Genomic DNA, 20,183 nt, shown 5'->3' with positions numbered 1-20,183 from the left:
CCTTTAAAAAACTTTATAGTTTGTAAGACGTGATAATATAAAATAAGTGACGATTCCAAATAAAAAGAATCCAACATAGTAACTAAATAATAAATCAAAACGTTTTAACATTTGCCCACCTATTAATGCAAAATAAAAGGTAGTACCCCACATCCAGAGTGAGTTGTATTTTGGAAAAAGGAAAATTTTCTTATTATGTTCATTAGGTGATCGTGCATAAAGAAACATACCAATTAGTAAGCTGGAAATAGTATAGAAGATAGGAACAAGTATTACTTTTGCAGAGTAGTAACTATGAAAAGTGGGTCCCCTTTGTATTACTTTTCCATGATCTTCATCTGATTGGACAGTAGGGTGGTAATTATAACTAATTGAAAAGTCTAATATAGCGCTTGAAATGTTGGTCTTTTTATTGAATTTATAAATGTTTTCGAAATTCGTATAACTTTTATTCCCCTGTATTGCCTCAGCGTGAGCTGTAAAGAAAAGGAGTAAGAGTGAAAAGATTCCCATTCCCATTATGCAAAAAGTAATGCTGAAGATGCTTTGTGAAATAATACTGCCAGTAAATGTACCTATACATAAAGAGACAGTATAGATAGCGATATATGTGAAAATTGCGTACAGGAAATATCGGTGAAATGGTTCGAAAGATTGATATTCAAAGTGAATCGTAGATTTATAAATAAAATACATAAGACCCCAATTGATTAGAAATGATAGTACAATGAAAAATCCACCGAAAACCCATTTCGATAAGAACATATCACGTCTTTTAAATGGAAATGTCATAAGTGAATCTCCATTTTGATTACTTCGCTCCCAGCCAATTAATATACAGGATAGGATAATTGTAATAATACCTAACCAAAAGCTATTAGAAGAATAAAAAGAATAATGATAGTAGAACTTTTCTTCACCTATTTTTTCTGGATGGAGAAAGAGAGACTGTTGAGTTTCTGCTTCTTGATAGTATTCGAAAGATAAAAAATAAAGTGAACTGAAGAGAAAAAGTAACGCAGCATATTTCCCACGCTTCCAATTCCACATCCACAACGCTTTATGAAACATACCCATCCTCCTCCAGTGTCGTAACGAAGACATCTTCAAGTGACATTGTTAATTCTTCAATAAGTATAGGTTGCTCTTTGTAAAACTTCTCCAGTGTTGTAGCCACATTTCCTTCGATTAAGATTGTATATACTTTTCCTGTTTGATTTAATATTTTAATATTGCTTAAGTTTTCTAGTTTTTGAGGTAATGAACGTTCATAAGCAACTTGTATTTTAGCAAATCGTGATTTTGCATCGTCTAGTGATGTAATAGACGAGATAGTATGGCCTTTTAATATAATAATTGTATCTGCAATTTGTTCTACTTCATCTAAATGGTGGGTGGAGATGAAAATGGTAATCTCTTTTTCTGCAACTTCTCCAACGAGAAACTGTAAAATTTTCCTTTTCACGATAGGATCAAGTCCATTTGTCGGTTCATCTAAAATGATATATTCTGCCTTTGTAGAAACGGCTAAAATGATGGCGAGCAGTGCTTTCATTCCTTTTGAATAACTACGAATTCGTTTATTTGGTAAGTTAAAACGTTCTAACAGTTCATAGAAATGTGTTTCATCAAATGCGGTATAAACTTCTTTATAAAACTTTACGATTTCTTTTATCGTATAGCCGTTCAATATATTAGTAGAATCAGGAACATATACAATTTTTTTCTTTATTTCAGGAAACTGATGAATGTTTGTATCTTCATATGTAACAGTTCCCTCGTCTGGGTCTAAAATACCGACCATCGTTCGCAATAAAGTTGTTTTCCCCGCACCGTTTCTTCCGAGTAATCCGATGATACTCCCTCTTTGCAATGTGAAAGAAACATCGTCTAAAATTGTTTGATTATCAATTGTTTTCTTCAAGTTTGTCACTTTCAACATCCGTATTCCCTCCAATCTCTTTATAGTATGAATCTATCCAATCATGAATTTTATCTTTCGTAATACCAAGATAAGAGGCTTCTAATAGTAATTGATGAAATTGCTTTTCAACCATAGCGATTTTCCTTTCGTCTAATGTTGGGGTAATCGATTGGGATACAAATGTTCCTTTTCCTCGTAACGTTTCAATAATTCCTTGTCGCTCTAACTCTTGATACGCTTTACTCACTGTATTTGGATTTATAACGAGTAAAGAAGCGAGTTCGCGTACAGAAGGAAGTTTATCACTTGGAGCCAACATGTTTTTCAATACGAGTTCTTTTATATTTTGAACAATTTGTTCCCATATCGGAGTGTTGCTTCTTGGGTCAAGTTGAATATGCAAGAGCAATGTCTCCTTCCTCATATGTATTAAGTGTACTACTGTGTGTAATACACTTAATACAATATAGGGGACGAATGTATTTGTCAACTGAAAATTTTAGAAAAATTTGGTATTAAAAAAAGGTAAATTGGAAAAAATAGGTCTGATATAGAATGGAGGGTTAGTCATGAAGCGAGTTTTTGGAATACTTGTTTGTTTCATGTTATTGCTTTCTGGAACTTCAGTGAGTTTCGCACAATCTGAGAAAACGAAGCAGGAGAAAACAGAAGAAACAACACCGAAGTTAGCGGAACAAGCGTCGTCAGCAATCGTAATTGAGCAAGATACAGGTAAAGTTTTATTTGATAAAAACCCAAATGAAAAATTACCACCTGCTAGTATGACAAAGATTATGACAATGCTTTTAATTATGGAACAAGTTGAAAAAGGAAAATTAAAGCTGACCGATAAAGTTAGAGCGAGCGAACATGCAGCTTCAATGGGTGGATCGCAAATCTTTTTAGAACCTGGGGAAGAGATGACTGTAAATGAGATGTTAAAGGGTATTGCCATTGCATCTGGAAATGACGCATCTGTTGCAGTAGCCGAGCATATCGCAGGTTCAGAAGAAGGATTTGTAAATATGATGAACAAAAAGGCGAAAGATCTAGGGCTGAAAAATACACATTTTCAAAACCCAACAGGTCTTCCGGCCAAAGACCATTATTCGACAGCAAATGATATGGCTATAATGGCGAGAGAATTGATGAAGTATCCACTTATTCGTAAATATACAGGTAAGTACGAAGATTATTTACGTGAAGATACGGATAAAAAGTTTTGGCTCGTTAATACGAATAAGCTAGTACGTTTTTATCCTGGCGTAGATGGAGTAAAAACAGGTTTTACGACAGAAGCGAAATATTGTTTAACAGCATCGGCTGAAAAAAATGGCATGCGTGTCATTTCAGTTGTCATGGGAGCACCAACATCAAAAGAACGGAACAACCAAGTGACGAAGCTTCTTGACTATGCATTTGGTCAATATATGACAAAGAAATTGTATACGCGCGGCGAAAAAATTAAGACAGTTCAAGTAGGGAAAGGGAAAAAAGAAAAAGTAGATTTAGTTGCATCAGATAATGTTTCCCTTCTTATGAAGAAGGGCGAGAATATGGACAAGGTAAAACAAGAAGTAATTGCTGAAAAGAAAGTAAAAGCACCGATTAAAAAAGGTGACGCGCTTGGTACACTTGTTATTAAAAAAGATAAGGATGTTTTATTAAAACAAACAATTGTAGCAAAAGAAGATGTTGCTGCAGCGAGCTGGTGGGAGTTATTTAAAAGAAGCTTTGGGATGTTTTCAACATCAAAATAGCGGCAAATATTTTGCCGCTTTTCTATTCGTATGTAAGTGAATAATGCTGAAAGGTTTCACTTTATGACGAAATAGTTCTTCTTTTGTCAGCAGGAAGGATTCTTATTTTGTATCACGAAAATCTTTATGTATGTGAATAAGTAAAGTTTGAGCATAAGGAGGAAATCGTGTGAGTCTTTCCATGCAATTAGAAGTAAAACGTGACGTCCTATGTGTGAGACTAGAGGGTGAATTAGATCATCATACGGCTGAAGAGTTGCGAACGAAAGTAACAGATATGATTGAGACACATGGTGTTCATCATATTGTTTTGAGCCTAGAGAACTTATCTTTTATGGATAGTTCTGGTCTAGGTGTTATATTAGGCCGATATAAACACGTAAAGGGATTAGGTGGAGAAATGGTTGTTTGTGCAATTTCACCGCCTGTTAAGCGTTTATTTGAAATGTCGGGCTTATTCAAAATCGTTCGCTTAGAAGAAAGTGAAGCGCACGCGCTCGCGACGTTGGGGGTGGCATAGATGAGAAATGAAATGAACCTTCAATTTTCAGCATTAAGTCAAAATGAATCGTTCGCTCGCGTTACAGTAGCGGCTTTCATTGCACAACTAGATCCAACGATGGAAGAATTAACGGAGATTAAAACAGTTGTGTCAGAAGCGGTTACAAATGCAATTATTCATGGATACGAAGGAAATGCAGAAGGTATTGTTTATATTTCTGTAATTTTGGAAGAAGCAATGGTGAAACTCACGATTCGAGATGAAGGGATTGGAATCTTTAACTTAGATGAAGCGAGACAACCCCTTTTTACAACTAAACCTGAATTAGAGCGTTCCGGAATGGGATTTACTATCATGGAAAATTTTATGGATGAAGTAGAAGTTATTTCAAACGAATCTTTCGGGACAACAATCCATTTGACAAAATACTTATCAAATAGTAACGCTCTATGCAATTAAGGAGAATAGCCTATGGACATAGAGGTCAAAAATGAGAAGAAGAAACCTCAGTTAAAGGACCACGAGCTAAAAGCGTTAATTCAAAAAAGTCAAGATGGAGATCAACAAGCGAGAGATACAATCGTTCAAAGTAATATGCGCCTCGTTTGGTCGGTTGTACAGCGGTTTCTTAATCGAGGATACGAACCAGACGACCTATTTCAAATTGGATGTATTGGGCTCTTGAAATCGGTAGATAAATTTGATTTATCTTTCGACGTGAAATTTTCAACATATGCAGTTCCAATGATTATTGGTGAAATACAACGTTTCTTACGTGATGATGGATCAGTGAAAGTTAGTAGGTCTTTAAAAGAAACAGGAAACAAAATTCGAAAGATGAGAGATGAGCTTTCGAAAGAATTCGGAAGGGCTCCAACGATTAATGAAGTGGCAGAGGCACTAGAACTAACGCCAGAGGAAGTTGTTCTAGCACAAGAAGCGAGCCGGGCCCCTTCGTCTATACATGAAACTGTATATGAAAACGATGGAGATCCAATCACTATTTTAGATCAAATTGCAGATCAATCTGAAACGAAATGGTTCGATAAAATTGCTTTAAAAGAAGCGATTAGAGAACTAGATGAACGAGAGCGCTTAATTGTATACTTGCGTTACTATAAAGATCAAACACAGTCAGAAGTAGCAGAGCGCATAGGCATTTCGCAAGTACAAGTTTCAAGACTTGAAAAGAAAATATTAAAACAGATGAAAGATCGAATAGACGAATAATTGTCTATTCGATTTTTTTATGCCGTTAATAGGAGAGAGATGTTAATTTTCGCAAAAATTAACAGAATTTATTGATAATTTAGTCAATTTAAAATATAATCCAAGTATGAACTTGTCATAAAGGGGGAAGGAAACATGGAAACGAGGCAACAATGGGGAACGAGAGCTGGATTTATTTTTGCAGCGGTCGGATCTGCCGTTGGATTAGGAAACATATGGCGTTTTCCTTATACAGCGTATGAAAATGGAGGAGGAGCATTCTTTTTACCGTACTTATTTGCATTATTAACGACTGGTATTTCATTGTTAGCGTTTGAGTTTGCCCTTGGTCATCGTCATCGTGGTTCAGCACCACTTACATTTTTCCGTATTAGCCCGCGTGCCGAATTTATTGGATGGTGGCAAATGTGCGTAACATTTATCGTTTCAACATATTATGCAGTGATTATTGCTTGGTCTATATCGTATACATACTTTGCAATTACTGGAGCATGGGGAAAAGACACGCAATCATTTTTATTTAAAGAGTACTTACATGTTGCAGATAAGCCAGGGCAATTTGGAGGACTTGTACCGGAAGTATTAATTCCATTAGCTCTCGTTTGGATTATTGTGCTTGGCGTTGCATTTAAAGGAGTTAAAAAAGGAATAGAAGTTGTTAACCGTATATTTATTCCTTTATTAGTTGTTATGTTCCTTATTATCGTCGTTCGTGCAGTGACGATGGAAGGTGCTATGCAAGGACTAGATGCATTCTTTAAACCAGATTGGAGTCGTATTTTTGATGGGAAAGTATGGCTTGCTGCTTATGGTCAAATATTCTTTAGTCTATCTTTAGCATTTGGAATTATGATTACGTATTCTAGTTATTTACCGAAAAACTCGGATACAACAAATAATGCCTTTATTACTGGATTTGCCAACTCAGGATTTGAATTATTAGCAGGTATTGGGGTCTTTGCAGCTCTTGGATTTATGGCGAATAATATGGGAGTACCGGTTGATAAAGTAGCAAGTGCTGGCGTTGGGCTTGCGTTCGTAGTATTTCCGCAAATTATTAATGAATTGCCGATGTCACCGTTGTTTGGTGTATTATTTTTCTTATCGTTAACGGTTGCTGGAATCACATCACTTATTTCACTCGCGGAAGTATGTTTTGCCGCTGTATCTGAAAAATTCAGTTTGAGTCGGGAAAAAACCATTGGAATTATGGGAACCCTTCTCGTGTTAGTTTCTCTTGTATTTGCAACACGTGGTGGGCTTATGTTCTTAGATGTTGTCGACTATTTCGCTAATAATTTCGGATTAATTACAATTGCACTTGCGGAAGTAGTGACGATAGGGCTCATTTTACGTCGTTTACCAGTTTATCAAAATCATGCAAACTTTGTATCTGATATTAAATTAGGAACGTTTTGGAGAGTAAGTTTACTCGTTATTACTCCGCTTATGTTAGGGTATATGCTAATTGATGGTACAATCCAAAACATTAAAAAGAATTATGGAGATTATCCGACTGAGTTTGTTGTAACGTATGGTTGGTCGATAGCAGCAGCCTTCCTTATCGTTGCGCTAATTATTAGTCTAAAGAAATGGAATGCACAAATACATTCGGATTCTGCCAAGCTTGAAAAAGAATGGAAAGATCGAGGTGTTTCATAATGAGTGGATCAGCAATTATGATGATGGTTATTGGAATAGTAGTCATTTGGGGAGGGCTTGCATTAAGTATTGCAAACTTATTTAAGAAAAAGGCATAAGTAAAAAACATCTGTACCGAAATGGTGCAGATGTTTTTTTATGAAAAAATTGTATTAGAAAAAAATTCAATAACCATACTACAACTACGAGGAAGAGTGAAGGGGTGAATGAAAGTTGGAACAAACGATTTATATTAAAATGCGCAATCGTTTAAAAGTTTCTCCTACTTATGAAGTAAAGCTGGGCGATGTTGCTCAACTTGCCGGAGATTCTTCCGTAGTTGAGTTGTTACAAAATGAGATAGTTTACAAAATAACAGCGCATGATAAGACGCATGTTGTAATTGATGTTATGAAAGTAATTGAGATTATTCAACAGAAAGCATCTCATCTACAAATTAATTTACTCGGTTCTGGACAAACTCTTGTTGAAATTATATACGAAAAAAAGAAGACACACCCAATTTTTTTCGGGCTTGTATGGCTATTACTTTTCATTGGAGCGGCCCTTGCGATCATTTATTTCCATGAAGATGTAAGTATGCAACAAGTACATCAACGGTTATATTACATGATTACTGGAGAATTTAATGCGCAACCACTTTTATTTCAAATTCCTTATTCTTTAGGTCTTGGTTTAGGGATGGTTTTATTCTTTAATCATGTATTTCAAAAGCGAATTAATGAAGAGCCAAGTCCGCTAGAAGTTGAGATGTTTCAATACCAACAGTCACTTGATCAGTATGTAATCGTTAATGAAAACAAGGATAATATGAAACAACTTACCGATGATTGAGTCTGGATTTGTTATTTTAATTGGTTTAGCTGGAGGGATTGCGGTAGGTAGCGGATATGTCGCATTTTTAGCTGTACTTGGTATAATCCCCCGTTTAGCCCAATTAACGAGAAGTGGAAAGCATATTCAATATTTTGAGTGGGCAGTCATTGCAGGTACTTTAACAGGGGCTTGGTGCAGTTTGAAAAACATTACATTTCAAACGTCGCAATATTGGCTCGTTATATTAGGGATATTTTGTGGCACGTTCATTGGAATGCTTGCTGCGGCATTAACAGAGGTGTTAAATGTTCTACCTATTTTAGCGAAACGAGTAGGGGTAGAGGGGAAGATTATTGTTTTACTCGTTGCTCTTGTACTTGGGAAAGTAATAGGATCGTTGTTTCACTGGATTTATTTCGTAAAGTAGGAGGCAGTATATAAATGACAAGTCAGAAATTGAAGGATGATTACATAAATAAAGTGAAGGAGTATCATCCAAAGCCAAACTATTTACTAAATTGTATCAAAGCATTTCTTGTAGGTGGACTCATTTGCACAGTTGGAGAAGTATTGATGAAATTTTATATACATTATTTTCACTTCAGTGAACAAGAGGCAGGAAACCCAACTGTTGCAACCCTTGTTTTATTATCCGCGATTTTAACAGGGTGTGGTGTATATGATAAAATCGGTCAATTTGCTGGAGCAGGATCAGCGGTACCGGTAACAGGATTTGCAAATTCTATGGCGAGCGCTGCCTTAGAACATAAGAGCGAAGGGGTTGTTCTAGGGATTGCTACAAATATGTTTAAACTGGCAGGAAGTGTGATTGTATTTGGGGTTGTTGGTGCATATATCATTGGGTTAATAAGGTATACCTTTAAAATTTTTATGTCTTAAAGGAGGGGCTAGTATGAGGTTGACCGGAAAACAAACGTGGGTATTTCAAAATGATATATATGTGAATGCAACGGGTACTGCTGTCGGTCCGAAAGAAGCTGAGGGCCCTCTTGGGAAAAAATTTGATATTTCATATGATGACTTGCATTGTGGAGAAGAAAATTGGGAGCTCGCCGAACGAAGATTAATGTCAGACTCAATTCAACAAGCAGTGCAAAAAGGGAATATAAAAACATCGCAAATTGATTTCTTTTTAGCGGGAGATTTATTAAATCAAACAGTGACAGCAAATTATGTTGCGCGTAAGTGGGGCATTCCTTTTTTAGGAATGTTTAGCGCTTGTGCAACGTCTATGGAGACTTTAGCAGTTGGCTCAGCTTTTATAGACGGTGGATTTGCAAATCGTGTCTTAGCTACAGTAAGCAGTCATAATGCAACGGCTGAAAGACAATTTCGCTATCCAACAGAGTACGGTGGGCAAAAACCAGGGACAGCAAATTCAACTGTGACTGGTGCAGGATCTATATTAATTAGCAATGAAAAAAGTGCAATTAAAATTACGTCAGCTACAATCGGAAAAGTGCAAGATTTAGGAATCACAAATCCTTTGGATATGGGGGCAGCGATGGCTCCAGCAGCAGCTCATACAATTCAACAACATTTTGAAGATTTAAGAAGAAGTGCCGATGATTATGATTTGATTGTTACGGGTGATTTATCAGCTGTTGGGACGCCGATTGCGAAACAACTTTTACTTGAGGAAGGTTATGATCTTGGGCATATATACAATGATTGTGGATTGATGATTTATGAATCAAGTCAAGAAGAAGTGTTTGCAGGTGGTAGTGGTTGCGCTTGTTCAGCAGTTGTTACGTATGGCCATTTATTACACGAGATGCAAAAAGGGAATTTACAACGAATTTTTGTCGTTGCGACTGGTGCATTATTAAGCCCGATGATGATGCAACAGAAGGAAACGATTCCAACAATTGCACATGGTGTCGTATTTGAGAGAGTTAAAGGAGAGTGAATTGTGGATTTTATATATGCATTTCTTGTAGGTGGAGCTATTTGTTTAATTGGGCAACTATTGTTAGATTTCGTAAAGTTAACACCAGCTCATTTAATGGCAACTTTTGTAGTCATCGGAGCAATTTTAGATGGATTTGGATTGTACGATAAACTAATAAAATTTGCAGGTGCTGGAGCGACAGTCCCTATTACAAGTTTTGGACATTCACTATTGCACGGAGCAATGCATGCAGCAGAAAAACATGGATATTTAGGAATTGGTATTGGCATGTTTAGTTTAACGTCTGCGGGCATTTCCGCAGCGATATTGTTTTCATTTTTTATAGCACTTATATGTAAACCGAAAGGATAAATCAAATGAGACGAAGGGTTGTTTTGGTCACAGATGGAGATGAATATGCAAAGCGGACAATTGAGCTTTTAACGAAGGAATTTGGGGGAAGGTGTATTTCAGCATCACAAAGTAATCCAACCAAATTGACAGGGAAAAAAGTTGTTGAGCTTATTATGCAAACGCCATATGACCCTGTATTTGTCATGTTTGATGACAGTGGATTTATTGGAGAAGGATCTGGTGAAAAGGCATTAAAATATGTGGCTACCCATAAACAAATTGATGTGCTCGGTATTTTAGCAGTGGCGTCTAATACGCATCATTGGGAATGGGCACGTGTAGATGTAAGTGTAGATCGGAACGGGAATTTAACCGAATATGGTGTTGATAAATTTGGACTTCCAGATGGTGAAATTGGCAGGATTAGTGGAGATACAATATATTGTTTAGACGATTTAAATGTTCCTGTCATTGTTGGAGTTGGTGATATTGGTAAAATGTGCGGAAATGATGAATGGGAGAGAGGGTCACCTATTACAAAGAAAGCAATTCAATTAATTTTGGAAAGGAGTGGTTTTTATGACGAAGCCTAAAAAAGTGGATATCCCTATATCAACTTTCATAAGTGACAATGAAAATTATTTAAAGCAGACAGTTGGACTAGGCGTTACATACGATGTTGGCATTCGTAAATTTCAAATTTTGAATAAAGAAATTGGTGTGTTATTTGTAAACGGACTTTGTGATACAAATTATATTATCCCTATTTTAGAAGAAGCGGTGGATACAAATGAGATAAGGGATGTAGAAGAAGATACAGTGAAGCTTTTAGAGAATCGCTTAATCCATCAACAAGTAAGTAAAGTGAAAACGATGGATGAGGTAATGCTCCAAGTATTATCAGGACTCATCGTGATATTTGTGGAAGGTGAAACGGAAGCGTTCGCGATCGATGTTCGTAGTTATCCAGGGCGAACACCGACAGAACCAGATACCGAAAAGGTAGTACGAGGTGCGAGGGATGGATTTGTTGAAAATATCGTTGTAAATACAGCGTTAATTCGTAGGAGAATTCGAGATCCACGTCTTCGAAATGAAATGGTTCGAGTAGGAGATAGATCGCAAACGGATATTTGTATTACATACGTTCAAGATGTTGCAAATCCAGATTTAGTAAAGATTATAAAACAAGAATTAAATAACATCGATGTAGATGGAATTACGATGGCGGATAAAACAGTAGAAGAATTTGTTGTAAAGCAAAGCTATAACCCATTCCCACTTATTCGATATACAGAAAGGCCAGATGTAGCAGCAAATCATCTACTAGAAGGACATGTGTTAGTACTTGTTGACACATCGCCAAGTGCTATGATTACACCGACAACATATTTTCATCATTTACAGCACGCGGAAGAGTTTAGACAAAATCCAGCTGTCGGTACATTTTTACGCTGGGTGCGCTTTTTAGGTGTTATATTCTCGTTATTTTTATTACCATTTTGGTTAGTGTTTGTATTTGATCCAACTCTTTTGCCAGCAAATCTTGCTTTTATTGGACCGACTAAGATGACGCATTTACCAATTTTATTACAGGTGTTAATGGCAGAGGTCGGACTTGAGTTTTTAAGGATGGCAGCCATTCATACTCCAACGCCGTTATCGTCTGCAGCAGGGTTGATTTCCGCTATATTAATTGGTCAAATTGCAATTGATGTAGGTTTGTTTGTGCCAGAAGTAATTTTGTATGTAGCAGTTTCGATGGTTGGTGCATATGCAACACCGAGTTATGAATTAGGATTAGGGAATAAGGTTGGGAAATTGTTTGTTATTATTTTAACAGGTCTCTTCCATGAGATGGGATTTGTAATTGGTATGACGATATTAATTTTATTTTTAACGTCTATAAAAAGTTTACAAACACCTTATTTATGGCCGTTTTTACCATTTGATTGGGGCGCGTTAACAAAAATTTTACTCCGTCCAACGATGTCTAGTTTAAAAGTACGACCAAGTATTGTAAGACCTCAAAATGTAAAAAGACAAAAATAAACGGGATTATACACCCGTTTATTTTTTTTAGCAAAAAATTTATTATTTTTTAACAAAAATCAAACATTTTTTGTGTACACTTAGAGTAGATATTGTGTATGAAAGGGGAAGAGGACATGATTAAATTATTTGTAAGTGATTTAGATGACACGCTCGTTTACGATGTGAATCATATGCAAAAAGAAGATGAACGTGCGCTGTGTTGGTTAGCTGAGAAAGGGACAAATATTTGTTTTGCCTCTGGCCGCTTTACACACAGAATTGATGAAGTTGTAAAAAGGTTTGCATTCCCATATTACACAACTGGCTTAAATGGAGCGACAATGTTACTTCCGGATGGAAATTTATTTCATGAATCGAGTTTTGAAAATGTGGTTGCCCAGGAAATATATCGATATATACATAAAAAAGGACTAGCGGATATTGTTTGTGCAAATGAGCAGCGATATACAAAAAGGAAGAATGAACATCACCATAATTTTGAAGCATATATGGGCGTGCATATCGCTGAAATTGAAGCGTTAGAAGAAGAGTTTGGTAAGACTGTACACCCTGCAAAATTGTTTGTTTTTGGAGAAGAAGAGAAAATTGTGACGTTAGATCAAGAGCTACGAGATACGTTTCAAGGCGAAGCGGAAGTTTTTATATCAGGTAAACGCTATGTTGATATTATGCCAAGAGGCGTGAGTAAGGGGAGTGCTCTAAAGCGACTAATGGATCATTTGCAAATTGAAGCAAATGAAGTTGCTTGTATTGGAGATTCTTTCAATGATATTTCTATGTTTGAAGTAACCCCACATTCATTTACTCTTCATCATGCCCATCCATATGTAAAGGAGAAAGCAAATCATATAGTGCGTTCGGTTGAAGAGGCTGTTATGAAATTACCGTTACTTGTATAAAAAAGAAGCCCGTCATTGGCGGGCTTCTTTTTTACTTGAATAAAGATTTAACAAAATCAATGATACTTGAGAAGAAATCTTTCACTTTATCTAGAAAACTTTGCCCTTCTTCAGATCCTAAAAAGGCAGAAACATGTTCTTTTGCTTTGTTTAATTGACTACCAACTTGATTCCAATCGATATTAAGATTTTTCATTTTATCAAATAACGATACTAAGTTATCTAACTGTTCATCTGTTAATGTAATGCCGAGTTGATCAGCAATTTTTTTAATTAATGAACGTAAATCTTCTGTTGTTTTTGGCTGTTCTTTTGCAATTTCTTCTTTAATTTTTGCAACAAGTTGAACTGCTTTTTCTTCACCAATTTTATCACCAAGCTGGGCTGTTTGTACCATTTCTTCATTCGCTACTTTTTTAACTTCTTCAGGAATTTGTTTATTGGACGCAGTTTCGTATGCTTTCATTAATCCAGTTAAAGCTGCAGTTCCTGAAACTTTAAAAGGTGCAGTAATTTGAATTTCTGCATCTTTTACACCTGCTGTAATCAAAGCGTTAGTGTACATTGCATCTGTTACCCAGTTAATGTTCTTTGATCGTACAATAAGACCAGATCCTGGTTTTGTGTATGTAATCATAGAAGAAGAAATTGCTCTCGTACCAATTTGTGCTTTTGGAACAATGCCTTCTAGAAATTTATGTTCTTCCGCATTAGATACAGTGATAATTGTAGCATCTTTTGGTGCTTTCATTTCTTTTAACAGATCTTGTTTTTGTTGTTCGGATAAGTTCTCTCCTAATGTAACAATTGATTCTCCCTCGATGATGTCTGCAAATGAAGCTGTTGGCATCATAAATACCGTTACAGCTAATAGCAGAGCTAATAATTTCGTTTTCACGAAAAATCGCTCCCTTTCTCTTTCTAAAATTTTCGGGCAACAAAGTTATTATAGTATATATTTCTTATTTGTCACCTAGCTTTTTCCACATTTCAAAAAAGAAGTATCTAGATTGTCGGATTCTTTTTGTTTCTAGTCATGAATGTGGTAATATAGTGCTGAGATAATTGAAAGGAGACATATACGCATGAAAACTTTAGGATACATATTAATGGAAAACGGTGAAAAAATCGACTTGGAATTTTTCCCAGAAGAAGCACCGAAAACAGTAGAAAACTTTAAAAAATTAGCAGAGCAAGGATTTTATGATGGTGTGACATTCCACCGTGTTATTCCTGGCTTCGTAAGCCAAGGTGGAGACCCAACAGGTACAGGTGCAGGTGGCCCAGGTTACTCTATTCCATGTGAAACTGATGGAAACCCTCATAGACACCTTGTAGGATCACTTTCTATGGCTCACGCTGGCCGTAACACAGGCGGTAGCCAATTCTTTATCGTTCATGAGCCACAACCGCATTTAGATGGTGTTCATACTGTATTTGGTAAAGCAACAAGCGGTATTGAAACAGTATTAAAAATGCGTCAAGGCGATGTAATGAAAGAAGTTAAAGTTTGGGAAGAATAAGGTAAGGAAAAAGAGAGCTTTTGCTCTCTTTTTTATTTTTAATGAGATTGAGTACTTCTTCTACAGCTCATCATACAAGTAGTATTGTTGCTAAAATATATTGCTTGTGAGAACAAACCTTTAACCAATTACATAGAATACATTACATTATATGTTTCAATAAATATTTTTTGTTATATTAATTTTGCTAGAATTGTGCTGCTTTAGGGTAACTATGAATGAAGTGGTGTTGAATGATATGTTTCTTTCCATTCCATATAAAATTTTCTTTTTTTAACTCTATTTATTAAAGGAATAGTGCTGAAACATAGATTTGACTTTCTTCTTTTCGCTTTGTATGATTATCAAGTTGTTTTAGACTCTTCTCACTCTGTTGAAAATATTGTAAAATGAATGTGATATGAAAAGAGTGATTGAGGGGATTACTAGTTTGTAACTTTTGTAAGAAGGGATAAGGGTTATGTTAATTCGTTTTAAAAAAAGTTATGAAAAAATTGCAATGGGGCTTCTTTCGTTTATGCCAACTGAAAAAGATGTGAAAACATTACAATTGACAATGAAAGAATATGAAGCAAAAGATGATTGGCAATTGTATTTGTGGAAAGAAAATGAAGATTTTGTTGGAATAATGGGGATTGTAAAAAAAGAGAATCAAGTATTAGAAATTCAGCATTTGAGTGTGAACCCGTCTCACCGTCATGTGGGGATTGGGACGAAGATGGTTCAAGAGTTAAAGAGTAAATTTCTTGAGTTTACAATTTGCGGAAATGAGCAAACGGCAAGTTTTTGCGAAAAATGTAAAGGGCTAGAACAAAATATACATTCGTGAAAGCAGAGATAAGTAGTTTATTATCTCTGCTTTCTTTTTTGTAATTGTTTGTTTCGTTCAGTAATGACCTCTGTGCGATCACGCATAGTGTGCTTGTTTATAATATATTCACCTGGGATAGCATTCAAGTCTTTCCAAGAGAGGTTTTGTTTTTGACATAACTCTATGCACTGCTTCTCTAACGATGGATCTGATAAGGGTAAAAATAAAGGTAAAAAACGTTCTTTTTTATGGATAGATTGCAATCTTTCATTGAGCAAGGAAAGAAGTTGTACTTGATTAATTCCTAAACGTTGTAAAGGCACACCGCTTTTTTCTAAAATTGTGATTGCGCTTTTCATCATTTTTGTGGAACCATTCCAATTAGCACGTCTTTGGTGGTATAAAGAAACTGCGATTTGAATGAGACCAACTAAGTAATAATCACGATTACCTCTTGGTTTTGTTTTCCAATACTCTTCTAGTATTTCGTGGCATTCAAAATAGTCATAATCTCCATGGAAATGAATTAAAAATTGTATGTATTCGGTAGGATACATGTTTTCTCGCTCCTATCTAACGGTTATACATATAAGTGTATCATAGAAATATGAACAATAAACGACTAGGAGGTTTCCCCCTAGCCGTTATTGTTCATATTAGCAGAAGCAAGCTGCTCCTACAATAATTAGTAAAATAAACAGTACAACAAGTAATGCGAACCCACCGCTAAAACCACAATCAACGTGACCCATAGTTTTTTGACCTCCTACATTGTTCTTACTACACTGTTATCATATGAAGTGGTGGGCATGATGACATAGGCATCGGTCTATTTTTAATTAAATTTCTTAAAAAGGTTGGATAGAACATGAGTATGCTCTATACTTATGTTGTTATAGAAAAAATGTGGTGGGATGCTTTGTGCAATATAATTTTAAAGTAGAGGCTTTTGAAGGGCCGTTAGATCTATTGTTACATTTAATACATCGTTATGAAATTGATATATATAATATTCCTGTAGCAGATATTACAGAGCAATATTTATCTTATGTGCATACGATGAAAGAACTTCAATTAGATGTTGCAAGTGAGTATTTAGTAATGGCTGCAACGTTATTACAAATTAAAAGTAAGATGTTGTTGCCGAAACACGAAGAAGATGTACTTGATAACGGTGATGATTTTATAGATGATCCTCGTCAAGAATTGATGGAGAGGTTAATTGAATATAAGAAATATAAGCAAGTTGCTACTGAGTTAAAAGAAAGAGAACAAGAAAGAGCACAGCTATATACACGTCCACCAATTGACTTTACATCGTTGCAACAAGAAGAGGAGACAAGCTTACCTCTTGATGTTACGTTATATGATATGCTAGCAGCATTTCAAAAATTAATGCGCCGTAAAAAGGCAAAAAAACCTGTAACAACACGTATTACTCGTCAAGAAATACCAATTGAACAGCGAATGACTGATATTTTAAAGCAGTTAAAAATAAAGGGTGGTCGCCAAAGCTTTTACGATTTGTTTGTTGATGCTGAACGTGAAATAATGGTTGTAACATTTTTAGCAGTTCTGGAACTTATGAAAAATCAACAAATCATAATTGAGCAAGAACATAATTTTGATGAAATTTTCGTATCAAGCTCTAATAAATCTGCATAGAGCAAGTATGTGAAAATGGGATACAAACATTTTATCTCATGCTATGTTTTAATGTATCGTTTGGAACAAGAGAAAAAATATTGAACCGAACGCATTAATTGTGATTCGGTTTTTTGATGTGTATTTTTATGGGAAAATAGAAGGAAGGAGCTCGTGAAATGGATAGGAAAGAACAAAAGTCAATTATTGAAGGCCTTTTATTTGTTTCTGGTGATGAAGGGATTTATCCAGAACAAATAGCAAAAGTTCTTGAAATTGAAATGAATGAAGTAATTAATATTTTAGAAGAAATGCAACAAGAATGTGAAGGTGCAAACCGTGGTTTGCAAATTGTACAGTATGCAAAAGTATATCGTTTTGCTACAAAGAAAGAACATGCTTCATATTATCAAAAATTAATAGATACACCAACAGCTGCTTCACTCTCACAAGCTGCCCTCGAAACTTTAGCGATTGTTGCATATCGCCAACCAATCACAAGGACTGAAATGGAAGAGATTAGAGGAGTTAAAACCGATAAGGCGTTACAAACGTTGGTTTCACATTTACTTATAAAAGAAATGGGAAGAGCAGAAGGACCAGGGCGTCCTATTTTATACGGAACAACAAAAGAATTTTTGGACACATTTGGATTGAAAACATTAGATGATTTACCACTGCTTTCTGAAGAGAATGAACAAATGAATGAAGCAGATTTATTCTTCGGTTCCTTACAAGAGATATCGAAATAAAAGCTTAGCATTTTGCTAAGCTTTTTTTGTATATCAATTATTTACAGTGCCATACTAAATGAAAAAAGGAGACGAGTTATGAGAGGTATGCGGATTATTTTATTATTAGTTTCTGTTTTATTATGTTTTTCTTTAAATAGCGCATCAGCTAAAAGGTATATGATGTCCATTCATACTACGTCTCCTTTACATATGCATCGGCAACATCTTAGTAAAATGAAAGTGAGCTTTTTAAAAGTGGGGCAAGGTGACGCAACACTTATTATAATGCCAAATGGACAAACAATGTTAATTGATGGAGGACCTTATGAAGCAGGAGAGGTTATTATTCAGAAATTAATTGAGAAAGGGATTAATCATTTAGATGTAATTGTCAGTACGCATCCCGATATGGATCACATAGGGGGGTTAATTCCAATTGTAGAGCAAATGCCGGTATCGCTTATATTAGATAGCGGAAAAACATATAGTTCTCTTACTTATCATACGTATCGGAATAATATTAAAAAAAGAGGGATACCTTTCGTTTCAGTAAAGGAAGGACAATATATACCGCTGGATCCACATGTTTCTATACAAGTATTAAACAACGGGAAATCAAAAGATGAAAATAATGAATCCTCAATTGTTTTAAAGGTGCGATATGGAAAAGCGGATTTTTTATTAATGGGTGACGCGGATGTACGGACAGAACATGAAATATTAAAACAATTTGATGTCCATGCAGATGTGTTAAAAGTAGGGCATCACGGCTCATATACTTCAACAAGTGAAACGTTTATAAAAAAAGTGGAACCGCAGTTTGCTATTTTGTCGTACGGGAGTAGTAATCCGTATGGACATCCTCACCAAAGTGTAGTGAAACGCTTAAAAAGGCACGGTATAATGGTATATAGAACGAATAAACGTACAGTAGAAATGGAAACAGATGGTGAACATATTATGTTAGAGTCTAGCGGGTTAATGCCATTATTGAAGTGATTTCTAGATTAGGGGGCGATACTGTCCCTTTTTGGAAAAATGAATAATATATATTATAATTATAAGAGACGTAAGAAATTTCCTTTTCTGTTGAATAAAAAGGAAATTTCATTAGAATGTATAGACAACTACTCGTGCGTATATTAAGATGGAACTAGGCGAATAAGGTAATAATAAAAAGTAGGTAATTCATGGGAAAGGATCGATGAAAATGAAAACGCAAATTGTCATCAATGCCAAAATTTACACAGGTCAAGAAATAGTGGAAAACGGATTTATTCGTTACGCAGAAACCATTAAAGAAATTGGTTTGATGGCTCAATATGTACCACAAGAAAATGAAACTGTTTTTGATGCTACAGGGAAGATTGTAATTCCAGGTATGATCGATGTTCATATTCATGGTGGATACGATATTGATGCGATGGATGCAAATAGCGATGGGTTAGTAACTCTAGGTAAAGAAATGTTAAAAGAAGGGGTTACAACTTACTTCCCAACAACAATGACACAAGCTCCAGAGGCAATTGAAGCAGCGTTAACTGCTGCAAAAGAAGCAAAAGAAAAAGGAGCGCATTTCGAATATATTCACTTAGAAGGACCTTATGTTTCAAAGAAACGTGCAGGTGCACAACCACTTGAACATATCGTTCCTGCAAATATTGAGCAATTTAAACAATGGCAAGAAGCAAGTGGGAATTTAATTAAATTAGTAACATATGCACCAGAAGAAGAGGGAGCATTAGAGTTTGAGCAATATCTTGCTGAAACTGGTGTAGTTGGCACAATGGGGCATACAGATGCAATTGATGAGCAACTAAAAAATAGAAAGATTACACATGCGACACATTTATACAATCAAATGCGTGGATTACATCACCGTGAACCAGGAGTTGTTGGTCATGTGTTATTAAATCCAGATGTAATGGTTGAAGTAATTACAGATGGCATTCATATTCACCCTGATATGGTGAAATTAGCATATAAGTTAAAAGGACCAAAAAAAGTAAGTGTTATCACTGACGCAATGCGTGCAAAGGGTCTTGAAGATGGATTATATGAGCTTGGCGGACAGCCAGTACATGTAAAAGATGGTAGTGCTCGATTAGAAGATGGAACGTTAGCTGGTAGTATTTTAAAAATGGATCAAGCTTTCCGAAATGTAATTGAATTTACAGGTTGTTCAATCGAAGATGCAGTACTGATGACATCAGTTAACCAAGCAGAAGAGTTTGGATTAAATAATAAAGGTGCATTAGCGGTAGGAAAAGATGCAGACTTTGTTGTGATGAATGAAGATTTACATGTATATGATACGGTTCGTTTAGGAATTCATATGAAGGAAGGGAAGTAATTAA

26 protein-coding genes are annotated in these 20,183 nt (G+C 35.6%); 20 read left to right on the top strand and 6 right to left on the bottom strand.

The window, feature by feature from the left end; translation table 11 throughout:
- Positions 1 to 3 precede the first annotated feature (3 nt).
- The 3 genes from ACQGSG_RS01965 to ACQGSG_RS01955 are packed head-to-tail and all read right to left on the bottom strand — an operon-like array spanning position 4 to position 2,327.
- Complete coding sequence (locus ACQGSG_RS01965) at positions 4 to 1,071, bottom strand: ABC transporter permease (protein ID WP_000468528.1); 1,068 nt, start codon at positions 1,069 to 1,071, stop codon at positions 4 to 6.
- Complete coding sequence (locus ACQGSG_RS01960) at positions 1,061 to 1,942, bottom strand: ABC transporter ATP-binding protein (RefSeq protein ID WP_325842495.1); 882 nt, start codon at positions 1,940 to 1,942, stop codon at positions 1,061 to 1,063. The genes ACQGSG_RS01965 and ACQGSG_RS01960 overlap by 11 nt, the downstream gene beginning before the upstream one ends.
- Positions 1,908 to 2,327 (bottom strand): GntR family transcriptional regulator, encoded by a 420-nt coding sequence (locus ACQGSG_RS01955; protein ID WP_000548027.1) that lies wholly within the window; start codon positions 2,325 to 2,327, stop codon positions 1,908 to 1,910. The genes ACQGSG_RS01960 and ACQGSG_RS01955 overlap by 35 nt, the downstream gene beginning before the upstream one ends.
- Positions 2,328 to 2,493: 166 nt before the next feature.
- On the opposite strand from ACQGSG_RS01955, the gene dacF reads away from it, so the two are divergent.
- The 14 genes from dacF (at position 2,494) to ACQGSG_RS01885 (ending at position 13,114) form a co-directional block, all read left to right on the top strand.
- Positions 2,494 to 3,684: a serine-type D-Ala-D-Ala carboxypeptidase DacF gene (gene dacF / locus ACQGSG_RS01950; RefSeq protein WP_000831998.1), complete on the top strand. Its 1,191-nt coding sequence runs from the start codon at positions 2,494 to 2,496 to the stop codon at positions 3,682 to 3,684.
- 169 nt (positions 3,685 to 3,853) lie between these two features.
- Positions 3,854 to 4,204 carry an anti-sigma F factor antagonist gene (spoIIAA, locus tag ACQGSG_RS01945; protein WP_000059135.1) on the top strand — a complete coding sequence of 117 codons (351 nt, stop codon included), beginning with the start codon at positions 3,854 to 3,856 and terminating at the stop codon, positions 4,202 to 4,204.
- Positions 4,205 to 4,645: an anti-sigma F factor gene (gene spoIIAB, locus ACQGSG_RS01940; RefSeq protein WP_001243398.1), complete on the top strand. Its 441-nt coding sequence runs from the start codon at positions 4,205 to 4,207 to the stop codon at positions 4,643 to 4,645.
- 12 nt (positions 4,646 to 4,657) lie between these two features.
- A complete protein-coding gene (sigF, locus tag ACQGSG_RS01935) occupies positions 4,658 to 5,416 on the top strand; it encodes an RNA polymerase sporulation sigma factor SigF (protein WP_000350729.1) in 759 nt (252 codons plus the stop codon).
- Positions 5,417 to 5,551: 135 nt separating this feature from the next.
- The gene (locus ACQGSG_RS01930; protein WP_000450089.1) at positions 5,552 to 7,078 is read left to right on the top strand and encodes a sodium-dependent transporter; all 1,527 of its coding nucleotides are present in this window, start codon (positions 5,552 to 5,554) and stop codon (positions 7,076 to 7,078) included.
- Positions 7,078 to 7,176, top strand: coding sequence for a methionine/alanine import family NSS transporter small subunit (locus ACQGSG_RS01925; protein ID WP_000016826.1), 99 nt, complete (start codon positions 7,078 to 7,080; stop codon positions 7,174 to 7,176). Before ACQGSG_RS01930 ends, ACQGSG_RS01925 begins: the two co-directional genes overlap by 1 nt.
- A gap of 115 nt (positions 7,177 to 7,291) precedes the next feature.
- On the top strand, positions 7,292 to 7,912 hold the full coding sequence (locus ACQGSG_RS01920; RefSeq protein WP_000438366.1) for a stage V sporulation protein AA: 621 nt from the start codon (positions 7,292 to 7,294) through the stop codon (positions 7,910 to 7,912).
- Positions 7,905 to 8,321, top strand: a complete 417-nt coding sequence (gene spoVAB, locus ACQGSG_RS01915) for a stage V sporulation protein SpoVAB (protein ID WP_000572936.1) — start codon at positions 7,905 to 7,907, stop codon at positions 8,319 to 8,321. Before ACQGSG_RS01920 ends, spoVAB begins: the two co-directional genes overlap by 8 nt.
- Positions 8,322 to 8,335: 14 nt before the next feature.
- Entirely contained in the window at positions 8,336 to 8,794 is a 459-nt protein-coding gene (spoVAC, locus tag ACQGSG_RS01910; protein WP_000203810.1) for a stage V sporulation protein AC, read from the top strand.
- 13 nt (positions 8,795 to 8,807) lie between these two features.
- Positions 8,808 to 9,824: a stage V sporulation protein AD gene (spoVAD, locus tag ACQGSG_RS01905; RefSeq protein ID WP_001241163.1), complete on the top strand. Its 1,017-nt coding sequence runs from the start codon at positions 8,808 to 8,810 to the stop codon at positions 9,822 to 9,824.
- Positions 9,825 to 9,827: 3 nt separating this feature from the next.
- Complete coding sequence (gene spoVAE, locus ACQGSG_RS01900; RefSeq protein ID WP_000345904.1) at positions 9,828 to 10,178, top strand: stage V sporulation protein AE; 351 nt, start codon at positions 9,828 to 9,830, stop codon at positions 10,176 to 10,178.
- 5 nt (positions 10,179 to 10,183) lie between these two features.
- On the top strand, positions 10,184 to 10,753 hold the full coding sequence (locus tag ACQGSG_RS01895; RefSeq protein WP_001254415.1) for a stage V sporulation protein AE: 570 nt from the start codon (positions 10,184 to 10,186) through the stop codon (positions 10,751 to 10,753).
- On the top strand, positions 10,740 to 12,212 hold the full coding sequence (gene spoVAF / locus ACQGSG_RS01890) for a spore germination protein SpoVAF (protein ID WP_000165596.1): 1,473 nt from the start codon (positions 10,740 to 10,742) through the stop codon (positions 12,210 to 12,212). Before ACQGSG_RS01895 ends, spoVAF begins: the two co-directional genes overlap by 14 nt.
- Before the next feature lie 98 nt (positions 12,213 to 12,310).
- On the top strand, positions 12,311 to 13,114 hold the full coding sequence (locus tag ACQGSG_RS01885; RefSeq protein ID WP_001987215.1) for a Cof-type HAD-IIB family hydrolase: 804 nt from the start codon (positions 12,311 to 12,313) through the stop codon (positions 13,112 to 13,114).
- Between the two features lie 31 nt (positions 13,115 to 13,145).
- On the opposite strand, the gene ACQGSG_RS01880 is transcribed toward ACQGSG_RS01885, so the two are convergent.
- On the bottom strand, positions 13,146 to 14,012 hold the full coding sequence (locus tag ACQGSG_RS01880; protein ID WP_000850515.1) for a DUF1002 domain-containing protein: 867 nt from the start codon (positions 14,010 to 14,012) through the stop codon (positions 13,146 to 13,148).
- A 187-nt stretch (positions 14,013 to 14,199) separates the two neighbouring features.
- Between ACQGSG_RS01880 and ACQGSG_RS01875 the strand changes: the two genes are divergently transcribed.
- Together ACQGSG_RS01875 and ribT are read left to right on the top strand one after the other, a co-directional pair.
- Entirely contained in the window at positions 14,200 to 14,637 is a 438-nt protein-coding gene (locus ACQGSG_RS01875) for a peptidylprolyl isomerase (RefSeq protein ID WP_000853782.1), read from the top strand.
- Positions 14,638 to 15,097: 460 nt separating this feature from the next.
- Entirely contained in the window at positions 15,098 to 15,466 is a 369-nt protein-coding gene (ribT, locus tag ACQGSG_RS01870; protein ID WP_000908401.1) for a GNAT family N-acetyltransferase RibT, read from the top strand.
- Between the two features lie 20 nt (positions 15,467 to 15,486).
- Here ribT and ACQGSG_RS01865 read toward each other — a convergent pair whose 3' ends face one another.
- The gene (locus ACQGSG_RS01865) at positions 15,487 to 16,005 is read right to left on the bottom strand and encodes a DUF309 domain-containing protein (protein WP_325842494.1); all 519 of its coding nucleotides are present in this window, start codon (positions 16,003 to 16,005) and stop codon (positions 15,487 to 15,489) included.
- Positions 16,006 to 16,104: 99 nt separating this feature from the next.
- Entirely contained in the window at positions 16,105 to 16,200 is a 96-nt protein-coding gene (locus tag ACQGSG_RS01860; protein ID WP_000510194.1) for a YjcZ family sporulation protein, read from the bottom strand.
- 169 nt (positions 16,201 to 16,369) lie between these two features.
- On the opposite strand from ACQGSG_RS01860, the gene scpA reads away from it, so the two are divergent.
- The 4 genes from scpA (at position 16,370) to nagA (ending at position 20,179) form a co-directional block, all read left to right on the top strand.
- Positions 16,370 to 17,113, top strand: a complete 744-nt coding sequence (scpA, locus tag ACQGSG_RS01855; protein ID WP_001199752.1) for a segregation/condensation protein A — start codon at positions 16,370 to 16,372, stop codon at positions 17,111 to 17,113.
- 158 nt (positions 17,114 to 17,271) lie between these two features.
- Complete coding sequence (scpB, locus tag ACQGSG_RS01850; protein ID WP_000375170.1) at positions 17,272 to 17,844, top strand: segregation/condensation protein ScpB; 573 nt, start codon at positions 17,272 to 17,274, stop codon at positions 17,842 to 17,844.
- Positions 17,845 to 17,922: 78 nt separating this feature from the next.
- On the top strand, positions 17,923 to 18,825 hold the full coding sequence (locus ACQGSG_RS01845) for a ComEC/Rec2 family competence protein (protein WP_001214829.1): 903 nt from the start codon (positions 17,923 to 17,925) through the stop codon (positions 18,823 to 18,825).
- Positions 18,826 to 19,036: 211 nt separating this feature from the next.
- Positions 19,037 to 20,179 (top strand): N-acetylglucosamine-6-phosphate deacetylase, encoded by a 1,143-nt coding sequence (gene nagA / locus ACQGSG_RS01840; protein ID WP_002103552.1) that lies wholly within the window; start codon positions 19,037 to 19,039, stop codon positions 20,177 to 20,179.
- Positions 20,180 to 20,183: the final 4 nt, after the last annotated feature.

Origin of the sequence: Bacillus sp. GMa5/1, from assembly GCF_050172015.1 — a bacterium.
GTDB lineage: Bacteria > Bacillota > Bacilli > Bacillales > Bacillaceae_G > Bacillus_A > Bacillus_A cereus.
Note: the sequence above shows the minus strand (reverse complement) of the source record. Positions and strands in the feature narration are given on the sequence as shown.